This window comes from Streptomyces abikoensis (assembly GCF_014648775.1).
Classification (GTDB): domain Bacteria; phylum Actinomycetota; class Actinomycetes; order Streptomycetales; family Streptomycetaceae; genus Streptomyces; species Streptomyces abikoensis.
The window spans coordinates 172,608-190,076 of record NZ_BMRT01000005.1 but is presented as its reverse complement, the minus strand read 5'-3'; the positions used below and the strand labels follow the sequence as shown (position 1 = coordinate 190,076).

The window sequence follows — 17,469 nt, the reverse complement described above, 5'->3', positions numbered from 1 at the left end:
TCCGGCACCACTGGGGGCTACGGGGGCTACCGAGGGCTTCAGCCCGCCATCACCACCGCCAGGTCGATCGACGCCGCCACCCGGGAGGCGATGTCCTCCGCGTAGATCGCGTCCGCGCGGTCGAAGGCGCGGCGCGAGCCGCCCCGCAGGAAGGTGACGACGCCCACCGTCCGGCCCCGGCTGCGCAGGGCCGTGGACAGGGCGTGGCGGGTGCCGTCGGGCCATTTGCGGGTGGCGGCCCAGTTCTCCGAACGGTCCGCCGCCGCCCGTACCGAGCCGCAGCGCTCGACCGCCTGGAGCGCCGGGTGACCGTCGAGGTAGGGGACCGGCAGGCCGCCCGGTGAGGTCAGGGGGCCCTGGCCCGGCGCCCAGGCGGGCGTCGCCGCGGCGCGGATCAGCCGGATCGGGCCCTCCGGGACGGGCCGGGGCTCGGGCAGCAGGTCGATCAGGGCGTGGTCGGCGAAGCCCGCGAGGGCGAAGTCCATGTAGAGGGCCGCGGCCTCCATGGGGTCCTCGCACTCCGCGACCGCCCGCCCCGCCCGGTGCAGCTGGCTGCCCCGGAAGCGCAGCCGGGCGCTCTCCTGCTCCGCCAGCCGGGTCTTGGTGACGTCGAGGAACAGCCAGGCCACGCCCAGGGGGACGGGTTCCTCGACCAGCGGGGTGGCCAGCCGCAGGAAACCGCTGCGCCAGCAGCGCCGCTCCGGGACGGGCGAGGGGCCGCCGCCGTGGTCGCGGACGGTCACCCACAGCTCCGTGGGCGCGGGCGGCGCGCCGGCGGCCAGGACGTGCTGGAGGGCGCCCTCCACTTCCTCGACGCCCTGGTCGAGCAGTTCGCCCAGGGGGCGGCCCAGCAGGGCGGTGCGGCTCGTGCGCAGGGCGCGGGCGGCGTGGGCGTTGGCCAGGGCGGGGCGCAGGTCGGCGTCGACCAGCACCACGCCCCAGGACGCGTCGCCGAACAGCGCCTCGCTCAGGGCGACGGACCGTTCGAGGTCGATCTGCGTGTGCACCTCGCTGAACGCGCAGTACACCCCCGCCGGTCTGCCGTCCGAGCCGGGCACGGTGGAGGACTGGACGCGGACGAGCACCCGCCGGCCGTCCTTGGTGAGCAGCGCGAACTCGTCCACCTGGCGGCCCGGCGACTTCATCACGCCCAGCAGCCGCCCGGTGACCTCCTCGGCGTCCGCCTCGCGGGCGGCCCAGCCGCCCAGGCCCCGTCGGCCCACGGCCTCGTCGGGCGTCCAGCCGAGTATCCGCTCGGCCTCGCGGTTCCAGTGGGTGACGTGACCGTCCGCGTCGAACGCGCACAGTGCCGCGTCCATGCCGTCGAGAAGCGCCGCCAGGAGGTCGTGGTCCTCGCTCTCCGGGGCCGCCCGGTGGCCGGTGGGGCCGGGCTGGTGTGGAGCCGTCACGAGATACCCCCCGCTGGACGTGTCCGCGTGCCCTGCAAGTCCTGCACGACCGGCATTCAACTCGACCCCGGCGCACCCCACACCGACTTCGCCGAAATCGATGCCCAAGGAAATTCGCTTGCCGGGGGCGAGCGGCCGTTCCTAGGCTGTGGGGCACACGAGAAGGGAGGTGGTTCGGGACATGATTTCTTTCCGGACGCGTGAGGTGACTGCGGGCTAGCGCCCGTCGTCGCGTTCATACGCAGCGCCGGCTGTGCCGGCCAATCCCAAGCAGTCACCCGGTCCGTGGGCCGCCGAGTCGTCCGCTCGGCACCGCCGTTCCGCCGTCAGGCGGGGAGGCGGTAGCAGCCCACGGGCCGTCTGCGTTCCCGGGCCGGGTGGCTCTATGGGGCCCGGGTGGCCCTACGGGCAGAGGCGTTCCACTTGCCAGCCCGTCTTCGCCGTCTCGTCGCGGACGTACCGGAGTCTGTCGTGGAGGCGGTTCTCCCGGCCCTGCCAGAACTCCACCGTCTCCGCCGTCACCCGGAAGCCGCCCCAGTGCGGCGGCACCGGCACGGGCTCGCCCTCCGGATGGCGGGCGGCCATTCGCTCGTACGCCGCGTCGAGTTCGGCGCGGGAGGCGACCACGGTCGACTGCTCGCTCGCCCAGGCGCCGATCCGGGAACCGTAGGGACGGGCCCGGAAGTACGCGGCGGTCTCCTCGGCGGGCACCCGTTCGGCCGTACCGGTGACGACGACCTGCCGGGCCAGCGGGTACCAGGGGAACAGCAGGGAGACGCGCGGGTTCTGCGCGATCTCCCTGGCCTTGCGGGAGTTGTAGTTGGTGTAGAAGACGAAGCCCCGCCGGTCGTACCCCTTGAGCAGCACCGTCCTGGAGCTGGGCCGTCCGGCGGCGTCGGCCGTGGAGACGACCATGGCGTTGGGCTCGTGGAGCTCGCTCGCGGCGGCCTCGGTGAACCAGTGCGCGAACTGCTCGTACGGATCGGCCGTCAGCTCCGCCTCGGACAGGCCCGTGGAGCGGTAGTGCGCCCGCATGGCGGCCAAGTCGTGCTGGAGGTCGAACGCGAGTCCGTACTCGAGGCCGTCGTCGCTGTCGTAGGCGTCGTCGGCGTCGTCGGATGTGTAGTCGTCGGCGTGGGACACGTGGACATCTTGCAGCACGGGGTGGCCGACGTTGCGGGCGGACGGGTGTTCGGGTGGCTCTCCTGCCCCGGAATCCCGCTCCGTAACCCTTTCACCAGCGGAAAGTTGGGTGTGCCGGACATCACCTTCCCCGCAAGCCCCGAACCCCCCAAAATCACCGGTGGACAGCTGTGGCTTCCCGTCAGCTCCGGCTATCGTGTCCGGCCCCGGACCCGGCACCGTACTTCTGCGGAGCCCGGGTGATGTCCGGGGTGAAGTACATCCGCACGGGGCATGACCGGGTAGACCGGAACGGACCGCGAGCCGCGCACGCTGCCGCGTAACCGCGCCGGCCACTCCTACCGGAGCGCAGCACCCCCACCGGAAGCACCACCCTCACCGGAAAGCAACAGCCGCAAGCCCAACCCCATTGACCTCTTCCGATCCATGGCCGGACCTCCGGAGATCCCGGACGGCCCGCCGGTCGGCAGCCGCTTGTCGCACACATCATGAGGAGCCGCCTGATGTCCGACTTCGTCCCCGGACTCGAAGGAGTCGTCGCGTTCGAAACGGAGATCGCCGAACCCGACAAGGAAGGCGGTTCCCTCCGCTACCGAGGCGTCGACATCGAGGACTTGGTGGGCAACGTCTCCTTCGGCAACGTCTGGGGGCTGCTGGTCGACGGCGCCTTCAACCCCGGGCTCCCGCCGGCCGAGCCGTTCCCCATCCCCGTCCACTCGGGTGACATCCGTGTCGACGTGCAGTCCGCGCTGGCGATGCTCGCGCCCGTCTGGGGCCTCAAACCCCTTCTCGACATCGACGAGGCCACCGCCCGCGACAACCTCGCCCGGGCCGCCGTGATGGCCCTGTCGTACGTCGCCCAGTCGGCCCGCGGCCAGGGACTGCCGATGGTGCCGCAGCGGGAGATCGACAAGGCGGAGACGGTCGTCGAGCGCTTCATGAAGCGCTGGCGGGGCGAGCCCGACCCCAAGCACGTCAAGGCCGTCGACGCCTACTGGACCTCCGCCGCCGAGCACGGCATGAACGCCTCCACCTTCACCGCCCGCGTCATCGCCTCCACGGGCGCGGACGTCGCGGCGGCCCTGTCGGGCGCGGTCGGCGCCATGTCCGGCCCGCTGCACGGCGGCGCGCCCTCCCGCGTCCTCGGCATGATCGAGGAGATCGAGCGCACCGGCGACGCCGTCGCCTACGTCAAGAACGCCCTCGACAAGGGCGAGCGCCTCATGGGCTTCGGCCACCGCGTCTACCGCGCCGAGGACCCCCGCGCCCGCGTCCTGCGCCGTACGGCCAAGGAGCTGGCGGCCCCGCGCTTCGAGGTCGCCGAGGCCCTGGAGAAGGCGGCCCTGGAGGAGCTCCACAACCGCCGTCCCGACCGGGTGCTGGCCACGAACGTCGAGTTCTGGGCGGCGATCGTCCTGGACTTCGCCGAGGTCCCCGCGCACATGTTCACCTCGATGTTCACCTGCGCCCGCACGGCGGGCTGGAGCGCGCACATCCTGGAGCAGAAGCGCACGGGGCGTCTGGTGCGCCCCTCGGCCCGCTACGTGGGCCCCGGACCCCGCGACCCCCGCGAGATCCAGGGCTACGCGGACATCAAGGGCTGAGCCTCCGCCGCCGGATGCCGAAACGCCGGAGGGGCTGGACGGATCCAGCCCCTCCGGCGTGCGTTCCGCGGGAACCCCGCTACCCCTTGCTCACCGCCGTGAGGATCTCCGGCAGACGCTCCAGCATGCGCGGGGCCGCCAGGCGCAGGCCCGCCCAGGTGACCAGGACGCCGTAGCCCGCGCCCAGCGGCAGTACGGTCCACAGCCAGCCGTGGGCGCCCGCGAGGTGGAGGCCGATCGTGAGGGCGCCCAGCGGGGCGCAGAGGACGGCGCCGATCAGGGCGCCCAGCATGCCGAACCAGGCGAGGGCGCCCTGGCCGGGCGCGACGTTCTTGAAGCCGCTGTCCTGCGGGATCGAGTACGGGGCCAGGACGGACGCGAGGGCGCCGGTGGCGAAGAGGGCGCCCAGGAGGGCGAAGGCCAGGCCCAGGACCTCGGCCCAGTCCTGCCACCTGCCGGTGAAGTAGGCCGTGCCGGTGACCACGAGGGCCACGTACGGGACGGCGATCAGGGAGAAGGTCAGGGCGCGGGCGCGCAGTTCGGCGTAGGCGTCGTGGCGGGAGCCGATCGTCTGGAGGACCATCCAGAAGGCCGGGCCGTCCTGGCCGAACTGGTTGTACATCTGCAGGCCGAGCATGGTCGGCGCGAACATGGCGAACCAGATGTTGGACATGCCCTGCGCCGCGTTGACGATCGGCACCAGCGCGCCCACCGCGAGCCCGGAGACCCAGGACGCCTTGGTCTTGGGGTCGCGCCAGATGTACCGCAGCGAGCGGTGCATGACGGTTCCGGTGCGGCCGGCGGGCAGCAGCCGGGCGAGGCCGGAGCCGTCGGCGCGGGCCTTCTCGGGCTTGGTGACGGAGGCCGCGCCGAGGGTGGAGGCGTCGCCGGCGGTCATGACCTTCGTCAGGCCGCGCTGCCACCACCACAGGACGGCGGCGAGCGCGACGACGGTGAGGGCCAGATCGACGGCGGCCCGCCCGTACGCGCCGTCGCTCGCGGCCCGGACGGCGTCCAGGGTGGAGCCCGGCGGGATCCAGCGCAGGACGTCGGCCACGGACTCCAGCTTCGCCATGCCGGCGCCGTTGAGCTTCTGCATGGCGAGGCTGAACAGCTGACCGCCCACCGCGATGATCAGACCGCTCAGCAGGGCCAGGTCACGGCCCTTGCGGCTGGTCAGCAGCCGGACGTTGGCCGTGGCCACGGCCCGGGCCAGGGCCAGGCAGACCAGCAGGGCCAGGGGCACGGCCAGGACGCCGACGGCGAAGGCGGCGGCGCCGTGGGCACTGGCGATCACCGCGCCGATCAGCACCGCCACCGTGAACCCGGGGCCGATGCCCACCAGGGCCGCGGCCAGCAGGCCCGCCAGCATCGGGGTCGGGCGCAGCGGCAGCATCACCAGCCGGGTGGGGTCCATGGTCTCGTCGCCGCCGGGGAAGAACAGCGGCATCACCGCCCAGCCGAACGCCAGCAGGGCCGCCGTGCACACGGTCAGGGCGCCGACGTGGGCGTGGCCGCGCAGCGCGACGAAGCCGAGGAGCTGGAGCGCGGCGTAGAGGGAGACGAGGACGAGGGAGGTGATCCAGACGGCCTTGCGGCCGGAGGACTGCCGCAATCCGTTGCGCAGCAGCGACAGCTTCAGCCGGACGAAGACGGCGGTGGTGGCGGGAATCGTCGAGGAGGTCGGCGAGGAGGTGGTGGAGGAGGCAGTCGAGGAGGTCGTGGAGGTGGCTGCGGTGCTCATCGGGTGCCGCCGCCGAGCCAGTCGAGGTTGTCGTCGGCCGCGTTGCCGCGCATGCCGACGAGTTCCAGGAACGCGTCCTGCAGGGTCGGCGCGTCGCCGCGGACGTCCGCGAGGGGGCCGTGGGCGCGGATCCGGCCGCCGGCCAGCACCGCGACCCAGGAGCACAGCGACTCCACGAGTTCCATGACGTGGCTGGAGAAGACGACGGTGGCGCCGGAGGCGGTGTAGCGCTCCAGGACCTTGCGGATCGTCTGGGCGGAGACCGGGTCGACGCCCTCGAACGGCTCGTCGAGGAAGAGGACTTCGGGGTTGTGCAGCAGCGCGGCGGCCAGGCCGATCTTCTTGCGCATGCCGGTGGAGTAGTCGACGACGAGCTTGTTCTGCGCGCCCGCGAGGTCGAGGACGTCCAGGAGCTGGGTGGCGCGCTTGTCGACCTCGTCGCCGGGCAGGCCGCGCAGCCGCCCGGTGTAGGCGAGGAGTTCACGCCCCGAGAGGCGCTCGAACATCCTCAGCCCCTCGGGCAGCACCCCGATGCGGGCCTTGACGGCGGCCGGGTCCTGCCAGACGTCGGCGCCGCCGATCTCCACCCGGCCGGAGTCCGGGCGCAGCAGCCCGGTGACCATGGAGAGGGTGGTGGTCTTCCCGGCGCCGTTGGGGCCGACCAGACCCACGAACCGGCCCGCGGGTATCTCCAGGTCGATCCCGGCGACCGCCACCTGCTCGCCGAACCGCTTCCACAGTCCCTCGACGCGGACCGCCGGTATGCCGGTCGTCCCGGTCGCGTTCGTCGCTTCCCGTCCCACGTGCTGTTCCTCAAATCCCCGAGTGCTGTTCCGGGGGACGGGCTCCGCCCTGCCCCCCGGAACCACCCTAGAGGCGTGTCGAGGGGCGGGGGCATGAGGTTTGTCAGGACTTCGCGGGCCGCCGGGGCTTCCCGCCGCCGTCCGGGTGCGCCGGTCGGCGTCCCGGTGGGTGCGTCGGTCGGCGTGCCGGTCAGCGGCAGCTCGCCGGGGCGCTGCCCCGGCCGCAGGCGTACGCCAGGGCGCTGACGAGCTCCTCCGCGTCCGGCAGCCAGCGGTTGGCGGGCGTGGGCTGCCGGGCCCACTGGACCCGGCCCCGGTTGCCGATCCGGGTGGGTGGCGCGACCACGTAGCTGCCCTCGCCGTGGGGGATCAGGTCCAGCGTGGCGGGGGACCAGCCGAGCCTGCGGGCGTGGTCGGCGACCTTCAGGGAGCCGCCGGGCAGGACGAAGAAGAGCATGCGGCGGAAGGGCGTGCAGGTGACCGGGCCGAGCTGGATCTCCATCCGCTCCATGCGGGCCAGGGCCAGGAAGCCCGCCGACTCGGAGACCTCGAGGGCGTCGAAGGTGCGGCCCGTGGGCAGCAGGATGGAGGCGCGGGGCTGCTTGCTCCACATCCGCCGGGCCGTGGACGCGCTCCCTGTGGCCTGGGAGGCCCAGTCGGGCCGGGCCGGGTGGGCGCCGGGCGCGGGGCACTCGTACTCCCCGCACGAGCAGCGTTCCCGTCCCTCGACGGCCTCCAGCCAGGTGCCCGGAAATACGTCCCAGTGCCGGTCCTCCGCGTATCTCCCGGCGGCATCGAGCACGCGCTCGCCGCGTTGTTGGGGAATGTGCGGGGCTCCTACTCCGATGGTCTCTTCCACGTTCAACACAACTCCCCTTGACATCAGGGGTTACGGCGGGGACACGGGCTAGTTGCGACTGCCGGTAACAGCACACGGGGCGCACGGATGCATGTACGGGGGCGCAGGCGAGGGTTCGCCGCCGCGAAGGGGTAGCCACCTGGGCGGCGGTTGACGGCGCGGGCCACCGAGGCGGTGGTTCCGTTCGTGGATCGCCGCGATTGGCGCGAATACCGGCAAGTCCTGCATTCTCCGGATATCCAGGGGGCAAAGATCACGGGAGAGAGCGTTCACGGCCGACCCGGCTGTCCCGGCCGAACCGGCTGTTCCGCATCCGGCGGGACTCATCGCGAACGCATAGCGGTATCAGCAGTCTCAGGGGGTAAAGCATGGCCGCGAGGCCACTTGTGGCGCGGCAGCCGAACGAACGGCTGCAGGCGCTCATCCAGGAAGCCGGCTGCTCCAACGCCGGGTTGGCGCGCCGTGTGAACATGTGCGGCGCCGAGCACGGGCTGGACCTGCGTTACGACAAGACGTCCGTGGCCCGCTGGCTGCGCGGTCAGCAGCCGCGCGGCCGGGCCCCCGCCGTCATCGCCGAGGCCCTCGGCCGCAAGCTGGGCCGCACGGTGACGATCGACGAGATCGGCATGGCCAACGGCAAGAACCTGGCCTCCGGCGTCGGGCTCCAGTTCTCCCCGACCGTGCTCGGCGCGATCGAGCAGGTCTGCGAGCTGTGGCGCAGTGATGTCGGCCGACGCGACTTCCTCAGCGGCACCTCGGTGGCGTCCTCCGCGCTCGTCGAGCCCAGCCGCGACTGGCTGATCACCGCCGCCGACGCGCAGGTCGCCCGGAGCGCGGGGGCACGGGTCGGCACCGCCGACGTCGAGGCCGTCCGCGCCACCACGGAGGCCCTCGTCGAGCTCGACCACCGCTACGGCAGCGGGCACGTCCGCCCGGTGGTGGTCCACTACCTCAACAGCGTCGTCTCCGGCCTGCTCGCCGGCTCCTACCGGGAGGCGGTCGGGCGCGAGCTCTTCGCGGCCGTGGCCCGGCTGACGGAGCTCGCCGGCTACATGGCCGTCGACACGGGCCAGCCCGGGCTCGCCCAGCGCTACTACATCCAGGCGCTGCGGCTCGCCCAGGCGGCCGGCGACCGGGGGTACGGGGGATACGTGCTGGCCGCCAGCATGAGCCACCTCGCCGCGTCGCTCGGCAATCCACGGGAGATCGCGCAGCTCGCCAAGGCCGCGCAGGAGGGGGCGCGGGGGCATGTTCCGCCCCGCGCGGAGGCGATGTTCTACGCCGCCGAGGCGCGCGGGCACGCGCTGCTGGGCGACGCGCGCTCCTGCCAGGTCGTCGCGAGCCGGGCTGTCTCCCGGCTCGAAGCGGCCGACAGCGGCCGGGAGTCGGGGGACGAACCGCCCTGGATCCGCCACTTCGACCAGGCGTACCTCTCGGACGAGCTGGCCCACTGTCACCGTGACCTGGGCCAGGCCGAACCGGCGCGGCGCCACGCCGAGGACGCGCTCGCCGCGCACCCGCCGGGCCGGGTCCGCCGCCGGGCGATCGACCTGCTGCTCCTGGCCACGGCGCACGTGCAGCAGAGGGAGGTGGAGGAGGCGGTCGCCACCGGCAGCCGGGCCCTGGAGCTGCTGGGCACGCTGCGGTCCAACCGGGGCGCGGAGTACCTGGACGACTTCCAGCAGCGGCTGGAGCCGTACCGGGACGAGCCGGTGGTACGGGAGTTCGGGGCGCGGATGGAGATGCAGGCGGCGTAGTCGGATGCCGGGCGGGTTGAAGACCTTGGGCAGCCCGTCCGGCGTTTGAGGACGGCCCGCACAGCGGGGCGTTTCGGGGCGAACGGGCGGCGCATGGCCGACCGCCCGCAGGACCCGGTAGCGTGAGCCGCCGGTCCCGTAAGTCCCGTTACAGCCTGAGGAGTCCCGGTGACGCAGAGCGGACAGGGAAACGAGCCGCAGCGCCCTGCGGCCCCGCCCGCGCCGCCAGTTCGGCCTGCCCCCGATTGGGGCACGCCCTGGCCCACGGCCGGCGCCCCTCTCCCGCCGGAGAACCCGCCGCGGGGCGGCGGGGCCGGCGCGCCCGCGATACCGGAGATCCACGGGATACGCGAGATACGTGAGGAGCCGGAGATATCCGGTATACCCGGCGCGGGTCCTGGACACTCCGGGCCCGAATCCGCTGCCGAGGCCACGCAGTTGCTGCCCTCGCACCCGGGCAACCCGCCGGCCGTCGGTGGCCATGCCTCTTATGGGGACGCGGAGGCCACGGCCTTCCTGCCGCCCATGACCGGGGCCGGGGCCGGTGCCGACGCCGCCACCCAGTACCTCCCGCCCGTCACGGGCAACGGTGGCCCCACGGGCGCCATGGCCGCCGAAGCGGCCACCCAGTACCTGCCGCCCGTACCGTCCGCCCCCGGCGCGGACTCCGCCGCCGCGACGCAGTACCTCCCGCCCGTCGTCAACGAGCGCGACGAGCCGTCCCCCGCGCACACGGCGAGCGCCGAGGCGGCGACGACCCTCATGCCGCCCGTGCCCCCGGCCGGGCCGGGGTCCGCTCCGGCAGCCGCGCCGGGAGCGCCGGCCGCGCCCGGAGCCGCGCCCTCGTCGGCCACGGGCTCCGGCTCCGCCGCCGTCCCGCCGCCCGCCGCGCCCACCACCTCCACGCCCACGCCCGCCACGCCCTTCTCGGTGATGGCCCGGCCCGGGGAGCGGCCGCCGCCCGCCGAGTTCGACACGCTGTTCCGCTCCGCGACGCCCACGCAGCAACTGCCGCCCGTACCGCCGGGCGGGTCCGTGCCCGCGTCCTTCCCCGGGCAGCCGCAGGCGTCCCACGGCGCGGGCGGTTCGTACGGCTACCCCCCGAGCGCCCCGGGCGCCCAGAACTCCGCGGGCTTCCCGAACCCCACCGGCTTCCCGGGCGCCCCGGGTGCGCAGGGTCACCGGGGCGGCCCCGGCATGCCGGGAATGCCGGGCGCGCCCGGCGCCCCGGTGGTGCCGGGCGGCGGCCACGGCGGGCCGCGTCCGGCGGGCCGCAAGAAGTCCCCGGCCGTGGTGATCGCGGCCGTCGTCGCGGGCTGCGCCGTCGCCGGGCTCGGCGCGGGCGCGCTGCTCAGCGGCGGGGACGACAACGGCGGCGACAAGCAGAACGCCGCCGCCGCGACCCCGGCGACGACCGCCCCCTCCGCCGCCGCGTCGCCCAAGCCCGCGGACACCCCCAGCGCCACGCCCTCGCCGTCGGCCAAGACCGACGACCCGGCGGCGGCGCAGGCCAAGGCGCTGGACGCGCTGCTGAAGGACAGCAACAACAGCCGGGACGCGGTCATCAGGTCCGTGGACGCCACCCGGAACTGCAAGGACCTCGACAAGTCCGCCGCCGATCTCACCGCCGCCGCGGGCGAGCGCAACGCCCTGGTCACCCGGCTCGGGCAGACGCCCACGGACAAGCTGTCCAACAGCGCCGCCCTCACCGCCCAGCTGACGAAGGCGTGGCAGTCGTCCGCCTCGGCGGACAGCCACTACGCGGCCTGGGCCCGCCAGGCCAAGGGCAAGAAGGGCTGTGTGAAGGACCACGCCCTGCCGACGCGTGACAGCGCGGACGGCGACCGTGCCAGCGCCGACGCGACGGCCGCCAAGAAGAAGGCGGCCGACCTGTGGAACCCGATCGCGCGGCAGTACGGCCTGACGCCCCACGACTGGACCCAGCTGTGAGCCTGAACGCCGGGGCCGGGCTCCGGCACGGCGCACGGGAACGTACGATCGATTGTTGTGCAGGGTTCAGAGAAGTCTTCCCGTCGCGGCCGCCGCTCGACCACCATGGGCGGTATGCCGCTCAATGACATGCCGTGGTGGCGCTGGCGTGCGAACGTGCGCTCGGCGCTGCACATGCTCTCGGACCCGGTCTTCCAGCAGGAGTGCTGGGTGGCGGGCCGGGAGGGGTACGGGGACGTGACCGACGCCGTCTACCGCCTGGTCGAGGACACCTGGCTGGACAACTGGTCGGCCGAGAAATACGTCGGCACGGTCTTCCGGGACTCGGGAGAGGCCGCGCTCGTCGACGTCGCCGTGCTGCGTGTACTGCGGATCATGCACCAGGTCGGGGCGGACGCGCCGGCGTCCGCGTACCTGGGGCACCACGGCTGGCCGGAGGCCGTCCGGGCCGCCCGGGAGGCCCATGTGCGGATGGCCCTGGGCGACGGCCACGACCCGGACGCGCCGCCGCCCCCGCTGGCGGTGCTGGAGCTCGCGACGAGGTACTGACAGAGCTCGCGACGCGGTACTGGACGGGCGCCGACGGGCATCGGGCTCCGGCAGGGTCCCGGGTGTGCGACGCTATTGGGCTATGACCACCGAACAGCCCCAGCAGTACGTCCTCACCCTCTCCTGCCCGGACAAGCAGGGCATCGTCCACGCGGTGTCCAGCTATCTCTTCATGACCGGCTGCAACATCGAGGACAGCCAGCAGTTCGGTGACCGCGACACGGGCCTGTTCTTCATGCGCGTCCACTTCGGCGCCGAGGCGCCCGTCACGCTGGAGAAGCTGCGGGCCAGCTTCGCGGCGGTCGGGGACTCCTTCCAGATGGACTGGCAGATCCACCGGGCCGACGAGAAGATGCGCATCGTCCTGATGGTGTCCAAGTTCGGGCACTGCCTCAACGACCTGCTCTTCCGCTCCCGGATCGGCGCCCTCCCGGTGGAGATCGCCGCGGTGGTCTCCAACCACACCGACTTCGCCGAGCTCGTCGGCTCCTACGGCGTCCCCTTCCATCACATTCCGGTGACGAGGGAGAACAAGCCGGAGGCCGAGGCGCGGCTGCTGGAGCTCGTGCAGGCGGAGAACGTCGAGCTGGTCGTCCTCGCCCGCTATATGCAGGTGCTCTCCGACGACCTCTGCAAGGCGCTGTCCGGCCGGATCATCAACATCCACCACTCCTTCCTGCCGAGCTTCAAGGGCGCGAAGCCGTACCACCAGGCGCACGCGCGCGGTGTGAAGCTGATCGGTGCCACCGCGCACTATGTGACGGCCGACCTCGACGAGGGCCCGATCATCGAGCAGGAGGTCGAGCGGGTGGGCCACGAGGTCACCCCGGAGCAGCTCGTCGCCGTCGGCCGCGACGTCGAGTGCCAGGCGCTGGCCCGTGCCGTGAAGTGGCACAGCGAGCACCGCGTCCTGCTGAACGGCACCCGCACGGTCGTCTTCGCGTGATTCCGCTCCCTCCCCCGGCCCGGGCGGGCCGGGGGAGGGAACAGGAGCGGGTTCAGGGGCGAGTCAGGGGCGAGTCAGGGGCGAGTCAGGAGCGGGTCAGCGGCGTGTCACAGCCGTGACAGTGATGCCGTCGCGTACAGGACGTCGCGCACGGCTTCCTCGTCACCGAGCGAACCCGCCGCCGCTTCCTCCGGCGGGACATGGCCCGCGGCCAGCCGGCAGAACTCGACCCCGTCCAGCGCCACATGTGCCACCTCCCCCTCGGGGGTCCCGGTCGCCCCGGGGGAGTCCAGGGCGATGTACCAGTGTCCGCCACCCCGCCCCTCGATCTCCAGATGGAGCGCGCGCCCCGGTGCGCCCGCCACCACCAGGCCGCGCGCCGGCGGTGCGAGGCCGGCGCGGCGCCGGGCGGCTATCGCGCCGGGCAGCATCCGGGCCGCCAGGTCGATCATGCCGTTGAGGTGGGCCGGCGACGGTGGCGCGTAGGGGTAGTCGACGGCCTCCGCGATGTCCCCGGCGTGTGTCCAGCACTCGAAGGCCCGGTCCAGGAAGGCGTCGCGCAGGGGCAGCGCGAACGGCCCGTAGTCCACGGGGAGCTCCGCGGCGGCTTCGCCCGCGAAGGAGACCGTCCGTATCAGCGTCTGCTCCTGGTCACGCCACGCTGCCCGGACGGAGGCGGGCGTCCGGTCGCCCTGCTCCGCCGCCCACAGGGCTTCCGTTCGCTCCTCGGGGGACGCCCCGCGCAGCGGGTCCGCCATGCCGAGCGCGCCCGCCACGATCGTGTCCACCGCGGTGAGATGGCCGATGACGTCCGCCACCGTCACCTCGCGCGTGACCGGGGAGCGCCCGTCGAACCACCCGAGCCGTACCGGGGCCCGCCATTCGGTCTCGCCGATGTCACGCAGCAGCGCGTCGAGCCGGGATGCCTCCGCCTCGTAGGGAGCGGCCCACTCGGGGACCGGGATCCGCGCGGGCCTGCGGTTGAGCGCCGCGGTCAGCACCCGGGCGCGCAGCCCCGGGTCGAGGTCGAGGCTGTCCTCGGGGTGGAGCAGCGCGACGGCGTCGCGCAGCCGGACGGCCTCGTCGGCGCAGGGCGCGCAGTCGGTCAGATGGGCCTCGACGGCGGCGGTCTCCTCGGGCGAGCAGGCGGCCAGCGCCCAGGCGCCGAGCAGTGACTTGAGCAGCGGGTGGGAGCGGACGAGCGGGGTCGCGGACCGGCCCGCGCCGCCCTCCACGGCGGCGCGCTGCGCGGGGACGCGCGACTCGGGTACGTGCGACTCGGATACGCGCGAGCCGGGCACGTGCGGTCCGCGCACGCCGTGCCCGCCCTCCTCGCCCGGTCGGGGTGCGGTGCTCATCGCAGCGCCGCCCCACCGCCGGGCGGCGAGACCGCGCGCGGGCCGTCATGGGCCGTGGACAGCAGCTGTAAGCCCAGCCGGAGTCTGCGCCGCGCCTCGTCCTCGGTGACGCCGAGCCGTACGGCGGTCTGGCGGTAGTCGAGGCGGCGGAAGTAGGCGAGATCCAGCGCGGCCCGCAGGGGCGCGGGCATGGACGTGACGATGTAGTCCGCGCGGGCGGCGGCGCTCGCGGCGCGCACCTTCTCCTCGATCTCGGCCGCCGGGCGCTCCTCGTCGGCCTCGGTGCGCCGCAGGGTGCTGACGGCGTGCCGGTGGGCCAGGCCGGCGATCCAGGAGCGCAGGGGGCCCTCCCGGGGGTCGAACTCCTCGGGGTGCTCCCAGATATGACCGAAGACCTCGCGCGTGACGCGGTCGGCCGCGGCCTCGTCGCCCAGGACGCGGTGGGCGAGGCCGTGCACGAGGGAGGCGAAACGGTCGTAGAGCTCGCCGAGGGCCGCGGCCTCGCCGTGCGTGAGGCGCTGCTGCATCCTGCGGTCCCAACGCGGTGGCGCGTCGTTCGTCATTGGCCCGGCCCCCTTACGTACGCACTGCTGTACGCCCTCACGCCGAATGTAACGGGAGGGTCCGACACCGCACGAGCGGTTGGGATGAATCCCGGAAAGACGCCGCCTGATCCATGTCGCGTGTGGTATTGGATCGGTCACCATGCGTGCATGTTCCACCCAGTCGGCGATCGGGGTCGATCGTACGTGCACGAATGTGCCGATGTGTTATGCGGGTGTGACCGGATCTATGGGGATGAAGGGTTCGAGCTGGGCATAGGCTCAACAGTGGTCGGCTTGTACCGCGTACGAGACCGCGGTGTTTCACTCGGCGCCGCACGGGGGAAGCGCCAGGCAGCCATACCGCGGAAGGGTCCATTCCATAGGAACGACAAACCGAGTGAAGGGGCTCGAGCGCGTGACGTTGAAGGTGGTGGAGCACGAGCGGGGGGAGTGGGCCGTGCTCCGGGTCTGCGGCGAGATGGATCTGGTGACCTCCCCGTCGGTGCGGCAGCACGTGCACGAGGCCGTCGCGGACGGGCGGCGGAGTCTGGTGCTCGACCTCGCGGAAGTGCGGTTCTGCGACTCCAGCGGCGTGGGCGTGCTGATCGCCGCGCGCCGGCTGATGCGCTCCTGCCAGGGGCGGCTGCGGCTGATCCTGCCCGCCCAGGGCGCGGTGGACGGCTCGCACGTCAACAGGGTGCTCGCCGCGCTGGGGGTGCGCAGGCTCTTCGAGGTCTACCCCGACCTGGACAGCGCGACCGAGGAGAGCACGGACCCGCTGTCCGCCTGACCCGTCGTCATCGGTGCGTCCGGCGCCCCTCGGACGGGTGAATCGTCGAACCGTCAACGAATCAGGCGGGCCGTGGCACCGAGCCGGGTGATTCAGTGGTCCGTCAGCGCTCCGTCGCCGGGAAGCGGGCCCGTACGGCGAATCCGCCCTCGTCCGTCGCACCCGCCTCCAGCGTCCCGCCGAGGCTCTGCGCCCGCTCGCGCAACCCCACCAGCCCGTGGCCCCCGCCGGGCAGCTCCGGAGCCGGGACCGCCGCGTCCGCCGGGCCGTTGCGCACCTCGACCACCAGCTCCCCCCGCTCCTCCGCGACCCGCACCAGCACCTTCGCCCCGGGCGCGTGCTTGCGCACATTGGTCAGCGCCTCCTGGACCGTGCGGAACGCCGCCCGCTCCACGGCCTCCGGGCGTTCGGCGCCGGGGTCGGAGCCGTCCTCGAAGGCGACGTCGAGCGCGCTCAGCTCGATCAGCCGGGGCAGGTCGGACAGCCGGGGCTGCGGTGTGAGCTCCTCGGTGTCGGCCCCGGCGGCGCGCAGGATGCCCACCATGTGCCGCAGTTCGTCCAGGGTCCGCACCGACAGCTCACGGATCGTCCGGGCGCCCTCGCGGGCCGCGTCGTCCGCCGTGCTGATCTGCACGGCCCCCGCCTGGAGGCTGATCAGGCTGACCTGATGGGCGACGACGTCGTGCATCTCCCGCGCGAGCCGCGCGCGTTCCGTGGCCAGCACCCGGTCGGCCAGCAGCCGGTCCTCCCGGGCGCGGCTGCGCGTCAGCTCGTCGAGCCGGGCGACCGACTCCCGGCGGGCCCGGGAGAGCAGGCCGAAGGCGATGGGGGTGGTGGCCACCACGATCGAGTCGAGCAGATTGACGCCCGTCTCGCGGCGGTCGCCCAGCGCCAGGTCGGACACCGGGTACGGCAGGAACTGCGCGGCGGCCATCAGCAGCCCGGCGCCGCCCAGCAGCCACTTGTCGGCGCGCGGCCTGGCCGTGCGCCGCACCGCCAGCGTGTAGAGCGCGAACATGGGCGCGATCCAGATGTACGCGTAGTACATCCCCGGCAGCGTCGCCAGGAAGACCGGGGCGGGGAACCTGCGGCGCCACAGCAGCGCCACCGCCGCCAGCAGCGACACCCACAGCGAGAACCGCGGGGTGACGCCGTTGACCAGCAGCGCGTCCCCGGCCGCGAACAGCGCGGGCCCGGCCACCGCCGCCCAGTCGGGCACACGGGACGGCAGGGCGGCGCGCCACGGCGTCGTCACGGACGTCCGTCCCCGGTTCTCCCGCCCGCCCCGGCCCCCGGGAACCCGCCGCGCGCGCCCGGGCCCGTGGTCACCAGCCCCGCCCGGTCGGCGACGATCGCGGCCTGGACGCGGTTGATCCCGCCCAGCTTGCCGAGGACCGCGCGCACGTGGTCCTTGACCGTGCTGGGCGCCAGCCCCATCCGCTCGGCGATCTGCGGATTGGCCAGCCCCGCGCCGAGCAGCCCCAGCACCTCGAGCTCGCGCGGGGTCAGCCCCCGCACCGCCTCGGCGGCCGTGCTCTCCGCTTCGGCGGCGAGATAGCCGCCGATGACGGCGTGGGTCACGCCCGGGTCCAGGACGCTGCCGCCGCCGGCGAGCGTGCGCACGGCCCGCACCAGCTGCTCGGGGTCGGTGTCCTTGAGCAGGAAGCCGGCCGCGCCCGCGCGCAGCGCGGCGGCGAGGTACTCCTCGGCGTCGAAGGTGGTGAGCATGGCGACGCGCGGCGGGTCGGGGGCGGCCCGCAGCGCGCGCAGCACCGTCAGGCCGTCGACGTCCGGCATCCGGATGTCGAGGAGCACGACGTCGGGGGCGTGCGCGGCGACGGTGGCCACGGCCTCGCCGCCACCGCAGTCCGCGACCACCTCGATGTCCGGGGCCGTGCCCAGGATCATGCGCAGCCCGGACCGGACGAGCTGTTCGTCGTCCACCACCGCCACACGGATCACGGTCCGCTACCTCTTCCCTCGTCCACCGGGGCCGTCGGCGGCCCCGCCCC

The 17,469-nt window shown here is 73.7% G+C and carries 15 protein-coding genes; 6 read left to right on the top strand and 9 right to left on the bottom strand.

Annotated features, from left to right (window positions below; all coding sequences use genetic code 11):
• Positions 1 to 38 precede the first annotated feature (38 nt).
• Both IE096_RS18695 and pdxH read right to left on the bottom strand, forming a co-directional pair.
• A complete protein-coding gene (locus tag IE096_RS18695) occupies positions 39 to 1,409 on the bottom strand; it encodes a PAS domain-containing protein (RefSeq protein ID WP_373298160.1) in 1,371 nt (456 codons plus the stop codon).
• 402 nt (positions 1,410 to 1,811) lie between these two features.
• On the bottom strand, positions 1,812 to 2,453 hold the full coding sequence (gene pdxH, locus IE096_RS18690) for a pyridoxamine 5'-phosphate oxidase (RefSeq protein ID WP_268248330.1): 642 nt from the start codon (positions 2,451 to 2,453) through the stop codon (positions 1,812 to 1,814).
• A gap of 602 nt (positions 2,454 to 3,055) precedes the next feature.
• On the opposite strand from pdxH, the gene IE096_RS18685 reads away from it, so the two are divergent.
• Positions 3,056 to 4,156 (top strand): citrate synthase 2, encoded by a 1,101-nt coding sequence (locus IE096_RS18685; protein ID WP_189453167.1) that lies wholly within the window; start codon positions 3,056 to 3,058, stop codon positions 4,154 to 4,156.
• A gap of 79 nt (positions 4,157 to 4,235) precedes the next feature.
• Here IE096_RS18685 and IE096_RS18680 read toward each other — a convergent pair whose 3' ends face one another.
• The 3 genes from IE096_RS18680 to IE096_RS18670 form a co-directional block, all read right to left on the bottom strand.
• The gene (locus IE096_RS18680) at positions 4,236 to 5,900 is read right to left on the bottom strand and encodes a transporter (RefSeq protein ID WP_229820350.1); all 1,665 of its coding nucleotides are present in this window, start codon (positions 5,898 to 5,900) and stop codon (positions 4,236 to 4,238) included.
• Complete coding sequence (locus tag IE096_RS18675) at positions 5,897 to 6,703, bottom strand: ABC transporter ATP-binding protein (protein ID WP_189453165.1); 807 nt, start codon at positions 6,701 to 6,703, stop codon at positions 5,897 to 5,899. The genes IE096_RS18680 and IE096_RS18675 overlap by 4 nt, the downstream gene beginning before the upstream one ends.
• Before the next feature lie 190 nt (positions 6,704 to 6,893).
• Positions 6,894 to 7,562, bottom strand: a complete 669-nt coding sequence (locus IE096_RS18670; RefSeq protein WP_373298159.1) for a bifunctional DNA primase/polymerase — start codon at positions 7,560 to 7,562, stop codon at positions 6,894 to 6,896.
• 368 nt (positions 7,563 to 7,930) lie between these two features.
• Between IE096_RS18670 and IE096_RS18665 the strand changes: the two genes are divergently transcribed.
• The 4 genes from IE096_RS18665 to purU all read left to right on the top strand — a co-directional run bounded on the left by IE096_RS18665 (position 7,931) and on the right by purU (position 12,764).
• Entirely contained in the window at positions 7,931 to 9,319 is a 1,389-nt protein-coding gene (locus IE096_RS18665; RefSeq protein WP_189453161.1) for an NsdA family TPR-like regulatory protein, read from the top strand.
• Positions 9,320 to 9,844: 525 nt separating this feature from the next.
• A complete protein-coding gene (locus tag IE096_RS18660; protein ID WP_189453159.1) occupies positions 9,845 to 11,269 on the top strand; it encodes a hypothetical protein in 1,425 nt (474 codons plus the stop codon).
• A gap of 105 nt (positions 11,270 to 11,374) precedes the next feature.
• Positions 11,375 to 11,818 carry an SCO4402 family protein gene (locus IE096_RS18655; RefSeq protein ID WP_189453576.1) on the top strand — a complete coding sequence of 148 codons (444 nt, stop codon included), beginning with the start codon at positions 11,375 to 11,377 and terminating at the stop codon, positions 11,816 to 11,818.
• A gap of 82 nt (positions 11,819 to 11,900) precedes the next feature.
• Positions 11,901 to 12,764, top strand: a complete 864-nt coding sequence (gene purU, locus IE096_RS18650) for a formyltetrahydrofolate deformylase (RefSeq protein ID WP_189453157.1) — start codon at positions 11,901 to 11,903, stop codon at positions 12,762 to 12,764.
• Between the two features lie 107 nt (positions 12,765 to 12,871).
• Here purU and IE096_RS18645 read toward each other — a convergent pair whose 3' ends face one another.
• Positions 12,872 to 14,122 (bottom strand): maleylpyruvate isomerase N-terminal domain-containing protein, encoded by a 1,251-nt coding sequence (locus IE096_RS18645; protein ID WP_189453155.1) that lies wholly within the window; start codon positions 14,120 to 14,122, stop codon positions 12,872 to 12,874.
• Positions 14,119 to 14,685 (bottom strand): RNA polymerase sigma factor, encoded by a 567-nt coding sequence (locus IE096_RS18640; protein ID WP_189453153.1) that lies wholly within the window; start codon positions 14,683 to 14,685, stop codon positions 14,119 to 14,121. The genes IE096_RS18645 and IE096_RS18640 overlap by 4 nt, the downstream gene beginning before the upstream one ends.
• A gap of 397 nt (positions 14,686 to 15,082) precedes the next feature.
• Between IE096_RS18640 and IE096_RS18635 the strand changes: the two genes are divergently transcribed.
• A complete protein-coding gene (locus IE096_RS18635; protein ID WP_126915581.1) occupies positions 15,083 to 15,457 on the top strand; it encodes an STAS domain-containing protein in 375 nt (124 codons plus the stop codon).
• 103 nt (positions 15,458 to 15,560) lie between these two features.
• On the opposite strand, the gene IE096_RS18630 is transcribed toward IE096_RS18635, so the two are convergent.
• A complete protein-coding gene (locus tag IE096_RS18630; protein ID WP_189453152.1) occupies positions 15,561 to 16,712 on the bottom strand; it encodes a sensor histidine kinase in 1,152 nt (383 codons plus the stop codon).
• Entirely contained in the window at positions 16,709 to 17,419 is a 711-nt protein-coding gene (locus IE096_RS18625; RefSeq protein ID WP_189453150.1) for a response regulator, read from the bottom strand. Before IE096_RS18625 ends, IE096_RS18630 begins: the two co-directional genes overlap by 4 nt.
• Positions 17,420 to 17,469 lie beyond the last annotated feature (50 nt).